At 71.7% G+C, this 17,127-nt stretch carries 18 protein-coding genes; 10 read left to right on the forward strand and 8 right to left on the reverse strand.

Annotated elements, in window-relative coordinates; all coding sequences use genetic code 11:
• Positions 1–145: 145 nt before the first annotated feature.
• On the forward strand, positions 146–772 hold the full coding sequence (locus ACQEV1_RS39470; protein ID WP_433401524.1) for a TetR/AcrR family transcriptional regulator: 627 nt from the start codon (positions 146–148) through the stop codon (positions 770–772).
• A gap of 9 nt (positions 773–781) precedes the next feature.
• Positions 782–1,621 (forward strand): NAD(P)H-binding protein, encoded by an 840-nt coding sequence (locus ACQEV1_RS39475; RefSeq protein ID WP_433401526.1) that lies wholly within the window; start codon positions 782–784, stop codon positions 1,619–1,621.
• A 5-nt stretch (positions 1,622–1,626) separates the two neighbouring features.
• On the opposite strand, the gene ACQEV1_RS39480 is transcribed toward ACQEV1_RS39475, so the two are convergent.
• The 3 genes from ACQEV1_RS39480 to ACQEV1_RS39490 form a co-directional block, all read right to left on the reverse strand.
• Positions 1,627–3,960, reverse strand: a complete 2,334-nt coding sequence (locus tag ACQEV1_RS39480; RefSeq protein WP_433401528.1) for an AAA family ATPase — start codon at positions 3,958–3,960, stop codon at positions 1,627–1,629.
• 231 nt (positions 3,961–4,191) lie between these two features.
• Positions 4,192–4,824: an endonuclease gene (locus ACQEV1_RS39485; protein WP_433401530.1), complete on the reverse strand. Its 633-nt coding sequence runs from the start codon at positions 4,822–4,824 to the stop codon at positions 4,192–4,194.
• 38 nt (positions 4,825–4,862) lie between these two features.
• A complete protein-coding gene (locus ACQEV1_RS39490; protein ID WP_433401532.1) occupies positions 4,863–5,651 on the reverse strand; it encodes a sugar isomerase domain-containing protein in 789 nt (262 codons plus the stop codon).
• A gap of 36 nt (positions 5,652–5,687) precedes the next feature.
• Here ACQEV1_RS39490 and ACQEV1_RS39495 point away from each other — a divergent pair, with 36 nt between their 5' ends.
• From ACQEV1_RS39495 to ACQEV1_RS39510, 4 genes are read left to right on the forward strand one after another with little or no spacing between them, the layout of a single operon-like run.
• Complete coding sequence (locus ACQEV1_RS39495; RefSeq protein ID WP_433401534.1) at positions 5,688–6,857, forward strand: sensor histidine kinase; 1,170 nt, start codon at positions 5,688–5,690, stop codon at positions 6,855–6,857.
• Positions 6,854–7,459 (forward strand): response regulator, encoded by a 606-nt coding sequence (locus ACQEV1_RS39500; protein ID WP_433401536.1) that lies wholly within the window; start codon positions 6,854–6,856, stop codon positions 7,457–7,459. Before ACQEV1_RS39495 ends, ACQEV1_RS39500 begins: the two co-directional genes overlap by 4 nt.
• A 23-nt stretch (positions 7,460–7,482) precedes the next feature.
• A complete protein-coding gene (locus ACQEV1_RS39505; protein ID WP_433401538.1) occupies positions 7,483–7,653 on the forward strand; it encodes a hypothetical protein in 171 nt (56 codons plus the stop codon).
• A complete protein-coding gene (locus ACQEV1_RS39510; protein WP_433401540.1) occupies positions 7,650–8,084 on the forward strand; it encodes a hypothetical protein in 435 nt (144 codons plus the stop codon). Before ACQEV1_RS39505 ends, ACQEV1_RS39510 begins: the two co-directional genes overlap by 4 nt.
• Here the strand turns inward: ACQEV1_RS39510 and ACQEV1_RS39515 are convergent.
• On the reverse strand, positions 8,006–8,713 hold the full coding sequence (locus ACQEV1_RS39515) for a ribonuclease HII (protein ID WP_433406063.1): 708 nt from the start codon (positions 8,711–8,713) through the stop codon (positions 8,006–8,008). The genes ACQEV1_RS39510 and ACQEV1_RS39515 overlap by 79 nt on opposite strands.
• 437 nt (positions 8,714–9,150) lie before the next feature.
• Here ACQEV1_RS39515 and ACQEV1_RS39520 point away from each other — a divergent pair, with 437 nt between their 5' ends.
• Positions 9,151–9,990 (forward strand): DoxX family membrane protein, encoded by an 840-nt coding sequence (locus tag ACQEV1_RS39520; protein ID WP_433401542.1) that lies wholly within the window; start codon positions 9,151–9,153, stop codon positions 9,988–9,990.
• Between the two features lie 150 nt (positions 9,991–10,140).
• Here ACQEV1_RS39520 and pgi read toward each other — a convergent pair whose 3' ends face one another.
• Both pgi and ACQEV1_RS39530 read right to left on the reverse strand, forming a co-directional pair.
• Positions 10,141–11,778 carry a glucose-6-phosphate isomerase gene (gene pgi, locus ACQEV1_RS39525; protein WP_285628040.1) on the reverse strand — a complete coding sequence of 546 codons (1,638 nt, stop codon included), beginning with the start codon at positions 11,776–11,778 and terminating at the stop codon, positions 10,141–10,143.
• Between the two features lie 82 nt (positions 11,779–11,860).
• A complete protein-coding gene (locus ACQEV1_RS39530) occupies positions 11,861–12,910 on the reverse strand; it encodes a lipoate--protein ligase family protein (RefSeq protein WP_433401544.1) in 1,050 nt (349 codons plus the stop codon).
• 131 nt (positions 12,911–13,041) lie between these two features.
• Between ACQEV1_RS39530 and ACQEV1_RS39535 the strand changes: the two genes are divergently transcribed.
• Complete coding sequence (locus ACQEV1_RS39535) at positions 13,042–13,530, forward strand: MarR family winged helix-turn-helix transcriptional regulator (RefSeq protein ID WP_433401546.1); 489 nt, start codon at positions 13,042–13,044, stop codon at positions 13,528–13,530.
• A gap of 79 nt (positions 13,531–13,609) precedes the next feature.
• Entirely contained in the window at positions 13,610–15,064 is a 1,455-nt protein-coding gene (locus ACQEV1_RS39540) for an MFS transporter (protein ID WP_433401548.1), read from the forward strand.
• Positions 15,065–15,116: 52 nt separating this feature from the next.
• On the opposite strand, the gene ACQEV1_RS39545 is transcribed toward ACQEV1_RS39540, so the two are convergent.
• Both ACQEV1_RS39545 and ACQEV1_RS39550 read right to left on the reverse strand, forming a co-directional pair.
• On the reverse strand, positions 15,117–15,932 hold the full coding sequence (locus tag ACQEV1_RS39545) for an isocitrate lyase/PEP mutase family protein (RefSeq protein WP_433401551.1): 816 nt from the start codon (positions 15,930–15,932) through the stop codon (positions 15,117–15,119).
• A 74-nt stretch (positions 15,933–16,006) separates the two neighbouring features.
• On the reverse strand, positions 16,007–16,576 hold the full coding sequence (locus ACQEV1_RS39550) for a YceI family protein (RefSeq protein ID WP_285628028.1): 570 nt from the start codon (positions 16,574–16,576) through the stop codon (positions 16,007–16,009).
• Between the two features lie 137 nt (positions 16,577–16,713).
• Between ACQEV1_RS39550 and ACQEV1_RS39555 the strand changes: the two genes are divergently transcribed.
• Complete coding sequence (locus ACQEV1_RS39555) at positions 16,714–17,103, forward strand: winged helix-turn-helix transcriptional regulator (protein WP_285628025.1); 390 nt, start codon at positions 16,714–16,716, stop codon at positions 17,101–17,103.
• Positions 17,104–17,127 lie beyond the last annotated feature (24 nt).

The raw sequence follows: 17,127 nt of genomic DNA on the forward strand, positions 1-17,127 counted from the left end.
GGCGACCCGCCCCGGGCACCGGATCACGAAGAACCGGCAGAGCGTTCTCTACCCTCCCAGAGGACTCATTAGTCGGACAAACCACTCTCTCATCCATCTCCTTGACAGTTGTCATCCAACTGATTGATTGATTAGCATCGCCCGCATGTCGGCACGAAGAGCGCCATCGCCGGAGGATCGCGGGAAGACGGCCGAACGGACGCGGGAGCGGATCCTCGACGCCGCCGTGGCCGAGTTCGGGGCCAAGGGGTACGCGGGCGCCCGCACCGCCGGGATCGCCGCCCGTGCGGGCGTGAACCAGCAGCTGATCTCGTACTACTTCGGCGGCAAGCAGGGCCTGCTCACTGAGTTGTGCCGCCGCCGGCAGCAGGCCGAGTCCTCGATGGTGCCCCCGGACGCCTCGTTCGAGGAATCGGTCGCCGCGTACCTGGACGCGATTCTCGACCATCCCGACTGGGCCCGGCTGGTGATCTGGCAGGCGCTGGGCGACCGCCCGTTCACCGACGCCGAGGAGGACGAGCGGTTCGCCGAGGCCCGGCGATCCACGACGGCGAAGGCGCTGGAGCGCATCCGCCGCCGGCAGCGGGCCGGTGAGGTCACCGGTGAGATCGATCCCGCCTTCGCGCTCCTGGTCGCGTACGCCGTGGTCCTCTCACCGATCACGATGCCGCAGTTCGTACGGGACATCTTCGGCGAAGACCCGCTGGCGCCATCCGTCCGTCGCCGGCTCCACGAGCAACTGGTCAAGCTCCTCGGCACCGCCGAGGGTTAGGAGGATTCAGTGGTCACGGTCGTCTTCGGTGCCCGAGGGAATGTGGGCCGCCACGTCGCCGACGGCCTGCTCGCCGCGGGCGAGCGGGTACGGGCGACGAGCCGCACCCCCGAGGCGGCGGGCCTCTCTCCACACGTGGAGGTCGTGGCCGCCGACCTGGAGCGTCCGGAGACGCTGCCCGCCGCCCTGGAGGGCGCCGAGAAGGTGTTCCTCTACGCCAAGCCGGACGGCGTTCAGGGCTTCGTCGAGGCCGCCGGGTCGGCGGGCGTCCGGCACCTGGTGCTGCTGTCGTCGGCGGCGATCGTGGCCGACGACGCCGAGCGGAACCCGATCGCCCAGGCACACCGCACCGTGGAGCTGGCGATCGAACGGTCCGGCATCGACTGGACGTTCATCCGCCCGGGGATGTTCGCCACGAACACCCTGTGGTGGTGGCGCACGTCGATCCGCGCCGAGGGCGTCGTCCGCACCCCGTACCCGGAGGCGCAGACCGCACCCGTCCATGAGAAGGACCTCGCCGCGCTCGCGGTGGCCGCGCTGACCGAACCCGGCCACCGGGGGCAGGCCTACACCGTGTACGGGCCGGAGTCGCTCACCCTGCGGCGGCAGGTCCAGCACATCGGCGACGCCATCGGCCGGGACGTCCGCCTCGACGTCGTCTCCGCCGAGGAGGCGCGGGCCGAGCTGAGCCGGACCATCCCCCCGATCGGCGTCGAGACCTTCCTCCGCCTGTGGGCGGCCCGCGACGGCAAGCCGGCCGAGACCTCGGCGACCGTCGAGGAGGTCACCGGCCGTCCCGCACGCACCTTCGCCGAGTGGGCGCAGGACCACGCCGGCGACTTTCGCTGAGACCGTCAGGCGCGGCGCTGGGCGAACTCGGCGTACGCCGAGCGGACGTCCTCGGCGGTCAGCGTGGTGAGGTCGGCGGTCGTGGCGTCCGAGCCGAGCGAGGCGATCCGCAGGTCGCGGAAACCGCACGCCTTCTCGTACAGCGAGCGCACGAAGCGGCCGTTGCCCAGCTCGTCGATGCGGCCCTGCCCGCGTACGTGCTGGAAGACGCCGGCGAGGTCGTCGAGCGCGTCCTCCTCCCACGAGTCGCCGGCCGAGGCCGCCAGGCTCACCGCGATCTCCAGCAGCTCGTCGGGCGTGTAGGAGGGGAACGCGACGCGCTCGGAGAACCGCGAGGCGAGGCCGGGGTTGGAGCGCAGGAACCGGTCCATGTCGGCGTCGTAACCGGCCAGGATGACGACCAGCCGGTCACGGTCGTCCTCGGCCCGCTTCAGCAGCGTCTGCACGGCCTCGACGCCGAACGCGTCGCCTCCGGCGTACCCGGGGTTGACCAGGGAGTACGCCTCGTCGATGAACAGCACGCCGCCCAGCGCCGAGTCGATCACCTTGTTGGTCTTCAGCGCCGTCGAGCCCAGGTGCTCCCCCACCAGGTCGGCACGCTGCGCCTCGACCACCTCGGGCCGGGCGAGCAGGCCCAGCGCGGCGAAGATGCGGCCGAGGACGCGGGCGACCGTGGTCTTGCCGGTGCCGGGCGGCCCGGCGAAGACGAAGTGGCGCATCGGCGGATGGGTGGCCAGACCCTGTTCTTGCCGGAGCTGCGCCACGCGCAGCTGGGCCGTGATGGCGTGCACCTGCCGTTTCACCGGTTCGAGGCCGATCATCGCGTCGAGGCCGGCGAGCGCCTCCTCCAGCGTCGGCGTCTCGGCGTAACCGCGATAGCGCTCGGTCACCTCGGCGAACGCCAGCTCGATGTCGGCGGCGCCGATCGTGACGAGCTCGTCAGGCGTCGGCTCGGGCGCCTTCTCGGCGCTCCGCGCCCCGTGCCGCCAGCCGCCGCCGACGATCCGCACGTCGCGGGCCCGCGCCGCGCCCTCGATCAGGGAGCGGACGAAGCGGCCGTTGCCCAGCTCGTCGACGATGCCACGCCGGCTGACCTCCTCGAACCGCGCCCAGAGGGTGGGCGCCGCGTCCGGGCCGAGGCGGTCGCCGCGCAGCGTGGCGTGGTATTCGGCGATCTGGAGCAGCTCGGGCGGGTCGTACCGGGGGAAGCTCACCCGCGTGCCGAACCGGGAGGCCAGGCCGGGGTTGGAGGACAGGAACGTGTCCATCTCCTCCTCGTAGCCGGCCAGGATGATCACGACGTTCTCACGGTCGTCCTCGGCCCGTTTCAGCAGCGTCTGCACGGCCTCGTTGCCGAACCGGTCGGGTTGCCCGTCCGTGCCGCCCACCAGGCCGTACGCCTCGTCGATGAACAGGACGCCGCCGAGCGCCCGGTCGACCAGCTCGTTGGTCTTGATGGCAGTGGCGCCCAGGTACTCGCCGACGAGGTCGGCGCGTTGTGCCTCGACGACCTCGGGTGACGGCAGCAGTGCGAAGGCGTAGAAGATCTTGGCGACGACGCGGGCCACGGTGGTCTTGCCGGTGCCCGACGGGCCGACGAACACGAAGTGCCGCATCGGCTTCTCGGCGGCGAAGCCGGCCTCCGCGCGCATCCGCGCCGCCTCGATCGACGCCGCGATGGCGCGGACCTGCCGCTTCACCGGCTCCAGGCCGATCATGGCCTCCAGCTCGGCGAGCGCCTCGTTCACCGAGATCTGCGGGACCTCCTCGACGGCGCGCCCGTGCGCCGGAGGGGCGTACTCCTCCGGCTCCTGGTAGTCCTCCTGCGCCCAGCCGGTGTCGTAGGCCTCGGCCGGCACGATGCGCCGCGCCTGCCACCAGCGATAGCACAGCACGACCAGCGCGGTCGCCCAGGCGGGCGCGGCGTTCAGCTGGGGGAAGGGGTGTGCGAGGGCGGCGGCCACGATGCCGGCGAGGGCGAAGGCGGCCAGGGCCGTACGCCACGGGGCGTACGCGCGGATGCGGTGGGCGAGGAAGGCCGTCGGGAGGGCGAGGGCGGCCAGGAAGACGGCCTCGTGGCCACCGGGCGGGTAGAGGTGGCTGAGCGGGAGGATCACGGCCAGCCAGCACATGACGACGAACGCCGTCGCCATGCCGCTGGGCGAGCGTAGGGTGAAGTCGATGACGAGCAGGATCGTGGCCGCGAAGACGACCGTCGTGAGCAGCGGCCAGCCGGTGACGACGGCGACCGCCGCCGCGCCGACCACGAGCACGAGAAACGTCAGCCGCCGCACACCCGCCTGAATCTGGAAATAACGCCAGCGTGCGCGTTCGAACACATCGCGCGCGATCTGCGGGTGCGATCGGGATCTGCCGAACGGTCGCATCGCCCTCCCCTCACGCCTGCAGACGTGTATAGCGCAGGTTCACCATGTAATGGCAGAACCTATTGTCTGGCGTGCCCCCATCAAGACGGTTACCGCCCGGCGACAATACGCGGGATTCGGGGCCGGTCTCAAAGTTCCCATCCGTGGAACGGCGGGACTTTGAGCCGGGGTGGTGGGGCCTGGCTAGGCTCCGACCAGCCGATCGGCCAGCTTCTTGTCCTTGGCGACCCGCACCAGCGCGGAGGCGAGACGGGCGAGTTCGCGGTCGCCGACGAGTTCGGCGAGGCGTTTCGGGTCGGTGGGCAGGCCGAGACGGTCGGCGCCCTTGAGCGCGAGCGCGTCGAACGACGGACGCAGCCACGGCCACACCGCCTGGGCCTCGCGGCAGAAGATCTCGGCGCCGACCGGGCCGATGCCGGGGAACTCCTGGAGCGCCTCCCGGGCCCGGTCGGCGTCACGCCCGACGTTCTGCGGCAGTCTGCGCAGGTCACCGGCATAGTCCTCCATCACCTTGTCGGCCATGTCGCCGAGCCGGGTGGAGGTGCTCTCGTCATAACGCACATAGTGCGCGCGGCCCAGTGCGTCGACGCGTCCCTGCCAGCCGAGCTTCGCCAGGCCGCGCGGCGTGCCGCCGCCGGCCTCGAACAACTCGCGCGCCGCCGCCACCGCGATCTCCGCGTTGATGCGGGTGCTGAGGAGATTCGTGAGTACCAGGAGCTTGAAAAGGGCCGCCGGCTGGTCCTTGAGGATGATTCCGGCGTCCTCCGCATAGGTATGGCCCGCCTCGGAGAGCAACGTCTTGGTCGTCTTGTCCATGGGCCACCTCCACTTATGGCGGGCAGGTACGCATTTCCTTACCCCGTGAAGGACCGTCTTAGTGCGGGGACACGGACCGAGTAGCGTTCGAGCAGCTCGGCGTTGCGCTCGTCGCCGCCCGGAACGTTGGCGCTGACCCACAGCGGCAGGTCCGCGCGGTCGGCCATCCGCGCCAGCAGCAGGTTCCACAGGTACACGCACGCCAGCGACGACAGGGCCGCCGTACGCGGCGCCTCGGCCGGGTAGGACACGTCGCCGGGCGGGACGAGCGTGTCGATGACCAGGTCGGCGACCTCGCCGAGCTTCACGCCGGCGCGCGCGGGCGCCGCCGCCATCGACGGGCCGGACACGAACGCGATCACCGGCAGGCCGTACGAGCGGGCCGCGCCGGCCAGTTCGACCGGGTAGGGGTTCGCGCCGCTGTTGGAGAAGATCACCACGACGTCGCCGGGCCGGGGCTCGGCCGCCTCCATGATCGGCCCGGCCAGGCCGGACCGGCGTTCCGCCTCGGTCGCGGGCCACGCGCCGTGCAGCGGTGAGATCTCCGGCGCGTACAGCGGGTGCACGCAGGCCAGGCCGCCGGCGCGGAAGAAGCCTTCGAGCACCATCGCGAGCGAGTGGCCGGATCCGCCGACGTGGACGAGGCCGCCGCCGGTCACGGCCGGGAGGAGGAGTCCGGCCGCCTGGTCGAGCGCGTCGGCGTTGTGCCGCTCGACGAGGTCGAGATGTTCCTGCATCCAGTTCACGAAAGATCGGTTTACCAGGTATGGCGCCGCGTTCCACGCACCCAGGACATTTGTCCTGCTTAGAAGCGGATGGACCACCATTCCCGGCTTCTCCGCCACGTCCTAGGGTGTCTCTCTGTGACCCACAGGGACGAGGCGCCGGACGCGCCGGGGTCGGCGCCGGATTTCGCCGGGCGGATCGACGACGGGCCCGGCCCGTTCGGGATCTACCCGTGGCTGCTGGTCGGGGCCGGCGCCGTCTCGGATGTCGCGCACGGGAGGGCGCGGCCGCTCTGGGCGTCCGCGCCGCTGCTGGGGTTGTTCGTCGCGCTGGTCCTGGCGGCGATCTGGTTCGGCTTCCGCCGTGGGCGGGGCGACCGGCTGGCGTCCGGCCTGCTCGTGGCGCTGACCGCGGACGCGTTCGTGCTGAACGCCTGGTTCGGGCACGGCATGGCCATGCTGTTCCCCCTGGCCGCGATGGCCGCCGGCGTCGTGGTGCCGTGGACCCGCCGGCCGTGGCCGGTGGTCGTGGTCGGGATGCTGGCCGTGCTGGGCGGCGTGGCCACGTGGCTTCGCGGCGCGTCGGCCGGTGACGGCTTCACCGTCGGGTACAGCACGCTGATCTCCGGCTTCATCGTCTCCATCATCCTGCTGCTGTTCGGCGCGATCCGCGAGCTCCGCGAGACCCGCGAGGAACTCGCCCGGACGGCCGTGTCCGAAGAACGGCTGCGGTTCGCCCGCGACCTGCACGACCTGCTCGGCCACACGCTGTCGGTGATGGTGATCAAGGCCCAGGCGGTGCGCAAGCTGATCCCGCGCGACACCGGCCTGGCGGCGGGCCAGGCGGCCGACATCGAGACGATCGGCCGGGACGCTCTCCGGCAGGTGCGCCTCGCCGTGAGCGGCTACCGCGGCCGGGGACTCGCCGCCGAGATCGACGGGGCGCGTACGGCGCTGCGCGACGCCGGCATCGAGCCGACCGTCCGTCAGGAGGGCACGCCGCTCCCGGATGAGGCCGGCTCGCTGCTCGGCTGGGTGGTGCGCGAGGGCGTCACCAACGTCATCCGCCACAGCGGCGCCGGCACCTGCGAGATCTCGGTACACGGCCGTGTGGACACCGCCGTACTGTCGATCCGCGACGACGGCCGCGGCGGGCCCCCGGTCATGGGCAACGGCCTGCTCGGGCTCACCGAACGCGTCAGCGGCGCCGGCGGGCGGCTCCAGGCCGGCCCGGACGAGCGGGGCGGGTATCGGCTCACGGTGACGGTCCCGTTGAATACGCTCCCGGTGAAGGGAGACGTCTCTTGATCAGGGTGTTGCTGGCCGAGGACCAGGGCATGATGCGCGGCGCGCTGGCGCTGCTGCTCGGCCTGGAGGAGGACTTCGAGGTCGTCGGTCAGGTCGCCGCGGGCGACCGGATCGTGCCCACCGCGCGTGAGGTCCGCCCCGACGTCGCCATCCTCGACATCGAGATGCCCGGCCGCAGCGGCCTGGACGCCGCCGCCGACCTGCACGCCGAGCTGCCCGACTGCAAGATCCTCATCGTCACGACGTTCGGCCGCCCCGGCTACCTGCGGCGCGCGATGGAGGCGGGCGCGAGCGGCTTCCTCGTCAAGGACGGCCCGGTGGAGGACCTCGCCCGCGCCATCCGCCGGGTGCTCGCGGGCGAGCGCGTGGTCGACCCCGAGCTGGCCACGGCCGCGTTGAGTGCGGGCCCGAACCCTCTCACCGGCCGCGAGCGCGACGTGCTGACCGCCGCGGTCGACGGCTCCACCATCGCCGACATCGCCGGACGCCTGCACCTGTCGGAGAGCACGGTCCGCAACTACCTGTCCGCGGCGATCGGCAAGACCGGAGCGCGCAACCGGATCGAGGCCGTACGCACCGCGCGCCACAACGGCTGGCTCTGACGTCGAAAATCTTCACGGACCTCGTGCGGGTCCACGCGCGGCCCGGTCGTCGCATCGATGAGGTCGAGGCGCAGTGGATCGCCTGGACGCTGCTCGGCCCCGGCGGCTCGTACCGGGTGCCGGTCCACGTCCGGCGCGGACCCGAGGGGCGCTACGCCGAGATCCCGTACGGCTCGGGAAAGAGCCCCGCGTGACCACCGCCGACGGACGGCCGCCGACGGACGCACCGCGGCGGCGGCATGCCGACGGTTCGTGGCGGATCGAGGTCACCAGCGGTTACCGCACCGGCAACGACCGGTTCGCCGGTGTCGGGCCCTGTGCCACGCCCACGACGGATCCGCCGGTCCCGGACCCGGACGTCCTGCCGCTGCCCACGCCGACCACCCCGACCATCGGCGACGAGGCACCGACGGCCGTCGATCCGCCCTGGCTCACCGGCGAGGAGTCGGCCGTCGTGGCGATCGAGCACCACTGCCGGCGCCGCCTCGTGCATCGGGCCACAGGACTGGGAGGCGGCCACCTGGGACCACCGGCGATGACCGGCCGTCAGATCAGGGAGAGCTGGCCCTCGATCTCGGGCCGGTGCTTGCGCAGGTGCCGCCACTCGGGCAGGTCGTCGAGGTAGGACCAGGACAGCCTGTGGTGCGGCGTGGGGCCGAGCCGCCGGAGCGCGTCCTGGTGCACGGGCGAGGGGTACCCGGCGTTGGCCGCGAAGCCGTACTCCTCGTGGCCCAGCCCGGCCATCAGCGTGTCGCGGTGCACCTTGGCCAGTACGGACGCCGCCGCCACCGACACCGACCGCAGGTCGGCCTTGATCTCGGTGCGGACCGGCCACGGCCGCCCGTCCGCGGCCGCGCGGTCGCCGAGGAAGTTGTGCGCGCCGTCGAGGATCACCGCGTCCGGGCGTTCGGGCAGCGCCTCCAGCGCGCGTACGGCCGCCCGGCGCAGCGCCTCGGTCATGCCCACATCGTCGATCTCCTCCGGGCCCGCGGCGCCGAACGCGTACGCGGCGAGCCAGTCCTCGAGAACCTCGGCGATCGCGGTGCGGCGGCGCGGCGTGAGCATCTTGGAGTCGGTGAGGCCCTCCGGCGGGGTGTCCATGCGGGTCACGGCCGCGCAGACGACGACCGGCCCGGCCCAGGCGCCCCGGCCGACCTCGTCGACGCCCGCGACGCGGACGGCTCCGGCGGCGGTCAGCTGCTCCTCGACGGCGTAGCCGGGGCCGCTCGGGGCAGGCGTGTCCTCGGTTCCCATGGCGCTCATGAGTCCTCCTTCGTCGGAGGGAGTGACCACCGGCGCCGTGCCTTCGATTCCCTCGCTCCGCTCGCTCATGAGTCCTCCTTCGTCGGAGGGAGTGACCACCGGCGCCGTGCCTTCGATTCCCTCGCTCCGCTCGCTCATGAGTCCTCCTTCGTCGGAGGGAGTGACCACCGGCGCCGTGCCTCCGATTCCCTCGCTCCGCTCGCTCATGAGTCCTCCTTCGTCGGAGGGAGTGACCACCGGCGCCGTGCCTCCGATTCCCTCGCTTCGCTGGGTCATGATGGCAGGTTCACGGGTCGCGTTCGCCGTGTTACGACGGCGTGCCGCCCCTCCCGCCGTTTCACGATCGAGCAACGGCGGACCGGACCGAGTGGACGCCGAATCGCTGCGGAGCGGATGATCTGACGGATACGTCCGCAGGAAGGATTGTCATGCGTAATCGGCCGATATACGACGTCGTCGCGCTGCTCGCCCGATGTGGTGTCGGCACGGTGTTCCTGGCCCATGGGTGGCAGAAGATCCAAGTAGGGGTGACCGCCACCGGGCGCAACCTCGACGCGATGGGCACCCCGTTGCCGACCGCCGCGGCGGTCTACTCGACGTTCGTCGAACTGCTGGGCGGGGCGGCGCTGATCCTCGGCCTCGCGCTGCCGGTCGCCGGGACGCTGCTCTTCCTCGACATGGCGGGTGCGTTGATCTTCGTGCACGCCAAGCACGGCATCTTCCTCGTCGACAACGGGAAGGTCCAGAACGGCTTCGAGCTGGTCATCGTCCTCGGCCTGGCGGCGCTGGTGTTCGCGGCCGGCGGTGGCGGGCGCATCGCGCTGGACCAGCGGCTGTTCGGCGGGCGGAGCCGCGGGGCGGACGAGGACGACGAGACGCCGCCGCCCTGGCGTCCGGTGCCCGGCACGACGGAGGAGACGCCCGTCGCGTCATCCGCGAAGCCCGCCATCGCGGCGGGCGCGTACCCCGTGCCCCCGGAGAGCCCGCAGGAGGACTCGCGGAAAGACGAGGACAAGCCCGCGGCCCGGCCCCGGCTGGCTGCCGAGATCGTGACCGACACCTCCCGCGACGTGATCGTCGCCGGCCGCAAGAAGCCCGAGCCGCCCGCGGGCGACACGGCTCCGCTGCGGACCCGCAAGAAGCGTCCCGAAGCGCCCTCGGACGACACGGCGCCCGCCCGGACCCGCAAGAAGGCGGCCGAGCCGTCCGGAGACGACACCACTCCCGTACGGACCCGCAAGCGCCAGCCCCGGTCGACCGACTCGTGACGTAGGCGGGCGCCCGCCGGTGAGCATCCCACCGGCGTCGCGGTCGAACCGCCCAGGTCACCGAGTCTCGGCCGCGCCGACCAGCCGGCGCCCGCCGGCTCGTGACCTGTGCGGATGCCCGGCCGGCGGGCCGGGCATCCGCCGGGGCGGTCAGCGGCCGCGCAGCCGCCGGTAGCGCTCCACCAGCGTCGCGGTCGAACCGTCCAGGTCGCCGGTGTCGGCGGCGCCGGTCAGCCGGGGCTCGAGGTTCTTGGCGAGCACCTTGCCCAGTTCGACGCCCCACTGGTCGAAGGAGTTGATCCCCCAGATCGCCCCCTGGACGAACACCTTGTGCTCGTACAGGGCGATCAGCTGGCCGAGCACCGACGGGGTCAGCTCCGTGGCCAGGATCGTGTTGGTCGGCCGGTTGCCGGGGAACGTGCGGTGCGGCACCTGCTCGGCCGGCACGCCCTCGGCGGCGACCTCCTCGGCGGTCTTGCCGAACGCCAGCGCCTGGCCCTGCGCGAAGAGGTTGGCCATCAGCAGGTCGTGCTGCCCCTTCAGCTCGCCGAGCTCCTCGACGGGCCGGGCGAAGCCGATGAGGTCGGCCGGCACGAGCTTGGTGCCCTGGTGGAGCAGCTGGTAGTAGGCGTGCTGGCCGTTGGTGCCCGGCGTGCCCCACACGATCGGGCCGGTCTGCCAGGTCACCGGCCGGCCCTCGCGGTCGACGGACTTTCCGTTGGACTCCATGTCGAGCTGCTGGAGGTAGTCGGTGAACCGCGACAGGTAGTGGCTGTAGGGCAGCACGGCGTACGTCTGGGCGTCGTAGAAGTCGTCGTACCACACGCCGAGCAGGCCGAGCAGCATCGGCAGGTTCCGCTCCGGGGACGCCGTACGGAAGTGCTCGTCCATCAGGTGGAAGCCGTCGAGCATCTCGCGGAAGCGCTCCGGCCCGATGGCGACCATCAGCGACAGTCCGATGGCCGAGTCGAAGGAGTACCGGCCGCCGACCCAGTCCCAGAAGCCGAACATGTTGGCGGTGTCGATGCCGAACTTGGCCACCTGGTCGGCGTTGGTGGAGACCGCGACGAAGTGTTTCGCGACCGCCTCCTCGCCGAGGGCCGACACCAGCCACTGCCGCGCCGCGGTCGCGTTGGTGATCGTCTCGACCGTGGTGAAGGTCTTGGAGGAGATGATGAACAGCGTCTCCGCCGGGTCGAGGTCGTGGACGGCCTCGTGCAGGTCGGCGCCGTCGACGTTGGACACGAAGCGGAACACCCGCGACCGGTCGGTGTAGGGACGCAGCGCCTCGTACGCCATCTTCGGGCCGAGGTCGGAGCCGCCGATGCCGATGTTGACGACGTTGCGGATCGGCTTTCCGGTCGCCCCGGTCCACTCCCCCGAGCGCACCTGGCCGGAGAAGGCGGCCATCCGGTCGAGGACCTCGTGCACGGCGGGCACGACGTTCTCCCCGTCCACCTCGATGACGGCGTCACGCGGGGCGCGCAGGGCGATATGCAGCACCGCGCGCTTCTCCGTGAAGTTGATCTTTTCGCCGGAGAACATCGCGTCGCGCAGCTCGGTCACCCTGCGGGCGGCGAGGAGCTCGCGCAGCAGCCGCAGCGTCTCGTCGGTGACCCGGTTGCGCGAGTAGTCGACGTACAGGTCGCCGGCCTCCAGCGCGTACCGGCTCCCCCGTTCGGGGTCGGCGGCGAACAACTCGCGCAGGTGCAGCTCGCGCGTCTCCTCGTAGTGCCGCCGCAGCGCCCGCCACTCGTCGGTCTGGTCCAGCCGCCCGCTGTCGGACATCCCTTTGCCTCCGTCTCGTCTGCCTACCCGGCCATCCAATCGAACGCGCGGGGGCGGCGCGCACCGAACCCCCGCGAGCGGCTCAGGGAACCCGCGCGGTCCACGCGTCCGTGCCGAACTTGGCGGCCACTCTCTTCTCGACGGCGCTCAGCTCGGCGGCGGTGAGCCGGTCGCCGGTCAGCCCGTACCGGCCGCGGAAATGGCCGATCATCCGGTCGATGATCTCCGACCGCGGCAGGCCGGTCTGGCGCCGCAGGGGGTCCACGCGCTTGCGCGCGCTCGTGATGCCCTTGTCCGACAGCTTCTCGCGGCCGATCCGCAGCACGTCCAGCATCTTGTCCGCGTCGATGTCGTACGACATGGTCACGTGGTGCAGGACGGCGCCCGAGCTGAGCCGCTTCTGCGCGGCTCCGGCGATCTTGCCCTGGTCGGAGGTGATGTCGTTGAGCGGCTGGTACCAGGCCCGGATGCCGAGCTCGCCGAGGGCGCCCAGCACCCAGTCGTCGAGGAAGGCGTAGCTGTCGGCGAAGCTCATGCCCTGGACGAGGGTGGCCGGGGCATACAGCGAGTAGGTGATCGTGTTGCCCGGCTCGATGAACATCGCGCCGCCGCCGCTGATGCGCCGGACCACCGTGACGCCGTGCCGCCGCGCCGCCTCGGCGTCCACCTCGTTGCGCAGCGACTGGAAGCTGCCGATCACCACCGCGGGCGCCGCCCACTCCCACACGCGCAGTGTCGGGGGCCGCCGCCCGGCGCCGACCTCCTCGGTGAGGACCTCGTCGATCGCCATGTGCAGCGCGGGGTCCTGCGGCGGCTCGTGGACGAGACGCCAGTCGTAGGCGCGCCAGTCGCTCGCGTCGGTCAGCGCCCGGCGTACGGCGACGCCCACGGCCTCGGCGGAGAACCCGAGCATCATCGTGCCCGGCGGCAGCTGCGCGTCGATGCGGGCGGCGATGTCGCGGGCCTCCAGGTGCGCGGGCAGGCCGTTCAGCGCCGCGGTGATCCGGTCCAGCGCGTGGTCGGGTTCGAGGAAGAAGTCGCCGCTGACCAGGGCGTGGCGCAGCCGGCCGTCCTCGAGGTCGAAGTCGACGACCACGAGCTTTCCCCCGGGCACCTTGTACTCACCGTGCATGTCGGCATCCCCGCTTCGTGTGCTGGCGTCCCCGTGACGCGATCACCTCAACCGTTCCGGCGCGTCCGCGATTCCGCGAATCGGTCCGTCGCGGATAATCCACCTCCGATCCGAACGCATAGACTCCGAGCATGACCGCGAGCGCTCCCAGCCGAACCGTCCTCGACCTGTCCGCCCTGTTCTCCCAGGCCAGTCACGTTCTCGAGACGCAGATGACGGCGGCGTTCACCGAGATCGGCATCACCCCGCGCGAGTACTGCGTGCTGTTCCACGCCCTGGAGGACGAACGCACCCAGATCCAGCTCGCCAAGATCTCCGACCTGGACAAGACCACGATGGTGGTGACCGTCGACGAGCTGGAAAAGGCCGGCCTGGCCGAACGCCGGCCGTCCAGCACCGACCGGCGGGCGCGGATCATCGCGGTGACCGAGGCGGGCGAACGCGCCGTCGCCGCCGGGATGAAGATCGCCGACCGGGTGCACCGCGAGGTCATCGACGCGATCCCGGAGGAGTGGCGCGAGGTGTTCCTCAGCGCGCTCACCGGCCTGGTCGCGGGCCATCTGTCCACGCCGGCGGAGAGCGAGCAGCCGGTACGGCGGACGCGGCAGAGGAAAATCTAGATCCAAGGTAGATCGTCTACTTCAAAACTATCTGCTACGGTCTCTCCTGTTCCTTCCCTGCGAACAGGAGCTTTCCGCGATGCCTCGCACTTCCCGTACGGCCGCGCTCATCGCGCTCTGCGCGGCCATGCTGATGATCGTTCTCGACGGCAGCATCGTCACCGTCGCCCTCCCCGCGATCCAGCGTGACCTGCGGTTCTCCCCCTCGAACCTCACCTGGACCGTCAACTCGTACATGATCGCCTTTGGCGGTCTGCTGCTGCTGGCGGGACGCCTCGGCGACCTCGTCGGGCGCAAGCGGATGTTCGTGGCGGGCCTGGCGGTCTTCACCGTCGCGTCCCTGCTCTGCGGGGTGTCCACCGGCCAGGACATGCTCATCGCCGCCCGGTTCGTCCAGGGCGTGGGCGGGGCGATGACCTCGGCGGTGAGCCTCGGGATGATCGTGACGCACTTCCCCGAGCCGCGTGAGCGCGGCCGGGCGATCGGCGCCTACGCCTTCGTCGGCGCCGCGGGCGCGTCGATCGGCCAGGTCCTCGGCGGAGTCCTCACCCAGGCCGTGAGCTGGCACTGGATCTTCTTCATCAACCTGCCGATCGGCGTGGCCGCCGCGCTCCTGGCCCTGCGGGTGCTGGATTCCGACCGGGGGCTCGGCCTCCGCGCGGGGGCCGACCTGCCCGGCGCCATCCTGGTGACCGCCGGTCTGATGCTCGGCGTCTACACGATCGTGGAGACGAGCCGGTACGGCTGGGGCTCCGCGCACACGCTCGGCTACGGCGCGCTCGCGCTGGTGCTGCTCGCCGGGTTCCTCCTGCGCCAGGCCACGGCGGCGGCCCCTCTCCTGCCGCTCGGGATCTTCCGGTCGCGGATCGTCGCGGGCGCCAACGCCGTCCAGGTCCTGATGGTCTCGGCGCTGTTCGGATTCCAGATCCTCATCGCGCTGTACCTGCAGGAGGTGCGCGGCTACGGGGCGGCGGGGACCGGGCTGGCGATGCTGCCGGCCGCCTTGGCCATCGCGACGGTCTCACTGCTCCTGTCCGCGCGGCTCAACGCGCGCTTCGGCGAACGCCGCGTACTGCTCGCCGGGCTCGCGCTGCTGGTCGTCGGCATCGGGCTGCTCACCCGCCTGCCCGTGCACGCCGGATACGCCGTGGACCTGCTACCGACGATGCTGCTGGCGAGCGGTTTCGGCCTGGCGACCTCCGCGCTCACGACGCTCGGCATGTCCGGCGCGGGCGCGGCCGACGCGGGGCTCGTCTCGGGCCTGTTCAACACCTCACAGCAGGTCGGCGGGGCGCTCGGCGTGGCGGTGCTGTCCACCTTCGCGGCGTCACGCACGCGGGGCCTGACCGCCGCCGGGCACGACCGCGCCACGGCGCTGACCGGCGGGTACCACCTGGCGTTCGGCATCGGCGCCGGTCTGCTGGTCGCCGCGCTCGTCCTCGCGGCCGCGGTGCTGCGGCAGCCCCGGGTCCGGATGGCACGGGCGTCCGGAAGTCAGGCGGTGGAGGAGACGCCGGTCCCCTCCGCCCCCTGACCTCCGGTGCCCGCCGATGGGCGGTCCGTCCTCGGACGGGCCGCCCGTCGGCTCATCCGGACAGGCCGTTCAACTCCCCGTAGTCCAGGGCGTCGGCGAGTTCGTCGTACGTGCCGTCCGACAGCACCTGGCGGGCGGCGCGCCGTACGACGGCGTAGGCCGCCTGGGCGATCCCGGAACCCAGGCTGATCCGCGAGACGCCGAGCCCCGCCAGCGTCGCGACGTCGGGTGCGCCCGGGCCGGCCATCACGTTCAGGGGCAGCGTCGTCCCCTCGACGAGCGCGGCCACCGTCTCGACGTCGGTCACGCCCGGCACGAAGATCCCGCTCGCGCCCGCGTCGGCGTAGGCCGCCGCGCGGGTCAGGGTCTCGCGCAGGCGCGTGTCCGGGTCGCCGACGCGCCAGAGATAGGTGTCGATGCGGGCGTTGAGGAAGAGCGGAACGTCCGCGGCGTCGGCGGCCCGGCGGGCGGCCGCGATGCGTTCGGCCTGGTCGGCGATCTCACGCAACCCCGCCGCGCCGGCGTCTTCGAGGTTGACCCCCACGGCCCCGGCCGCGAGCACCCCTTCGACCGTCTTCGCGACCCCGTCGGGCGTGTCGGAGTAGCCGCCCTCGATGTCGGCGGTCACCGGGACGTCGACCGCCGCGACGACCCGGGCGATGAGGTCGACGGCGCGGTCCTGCCCCAGGGTGCCGCCGTCGGCGGCCCCCAGGCTCCAGGCGACCCCGGCGCTCGTGGTGGCGACCGCCCGGGCGCCGGCGTCCGCCACCAGGCGGGCGCTGATGGCGTCCCAGGCGTTGGGCAGGACCAGGATGCCGTCGTGCAGCGTATGGAACAGCTCGGCCTTGGCCTTGATGTCAGATGTCATGAGCGCAGTCCACCAGTCGAACACCGATGACCTCTGGCAGAAATCCGACATCGACGTCGGGTCGTTACCCGGGCTCAGCCACCGGTTTCGAGCGCCGCCTCGATCTCCAGGACGATCTGGACCTTCTCCGAGATGAAGACACCGCCGCCGGGGACGGGGCTGTTGAAGCTGACCCCGAAGTCTCCCCGGTCGATCTCCCCGGTGGCGGTGAAGCCGGCGCGGGTGCCGCCCTCGTTCATCGGGTCGGGGGCGAAGCCGTTCACCTCCAGCATGAGCGGCACCGGACGCGTCACGCCCCTGAGGGTGAGCTCGCCGTCCAGGACGAGATCGTCGCCGTCGTGGCGGACGCCGGTCGAGCGGTACGTCATCGTCGGGTGCTTCTCCACGTCGAAGAAGTCGGCGGAGCGGATGTGGGCGTCCCGCTGCTCGTTGCTCGTGTCGACGGAGGCCAGGTCGATCGTCGCGGTCACGGTGGACTTCAGGGGGTCCTCCGCGGTGACGATCCGGCCCTCGAACTTCGTGAAGTGTCCGCGCACCTTGCTCACCATCACGTGCCGGACGACGAAGCCCACGTCGGAGTGGACCGGGTCGACCGTCCACGTGCCCGCGACATATCCGGGAATCTCCACCAGCTCGGCCGTCATCGTCTCTCCCGATTACGAAAAGTGTGTTGGTTACCGTTCATGGGGTGGTTCCTGATGGGAACCGGATCTATCGTGGGACGATCCGCCGACCGGCACAAGAAGGCATGTTTTTCTGCCTCAGGCACCTGGAGATAACCATGGCCCGACCTGCCCCCTCGGAGGCCCGCGCGCAGGAGTCGCCGCACTCGGTGAGCTGCCGGGCCCGCGACATCCTCGGCCGGATCGGCGACAAGTGGTCGCTGTACGTCATCTTCGTGCTCGGCGAGCAGACGCTCCGGTTCACCGAGCTCAAGCGCGGCGTCGAGGGCATCAGCCAGCGCATGCTGACCGTCACCCTGCGCGGCCTCGAACGCGACGGCATCGTGTCCCGGACCGTCTACCCGGTCGTGCCGCCCCGCGTGGAGTACTCCCTGACCCCGATGGGCCGCACCCTGCTCGACACGGTGGGCACGCTCGTGCGCTGGGCCGATGACCACGTCGAGCGGATCCAGCACGCCCGCACGGCGTACGACGCGCGCGAGGCGTAGCGGCCCGGCCGTATCAGCAGGCAT

This window comes from Actinoallomurus sp. CA-142502 (genome assembly GCF_050936355.1).
GTDB classification, from domain to species: domain Bacteria; phylum Actinomycetota; class Actinomycetes; order Streptosporangiales; family Streptosporangiaceae; genus Actinoallomurus; species Actinoallomurus iriomotensis.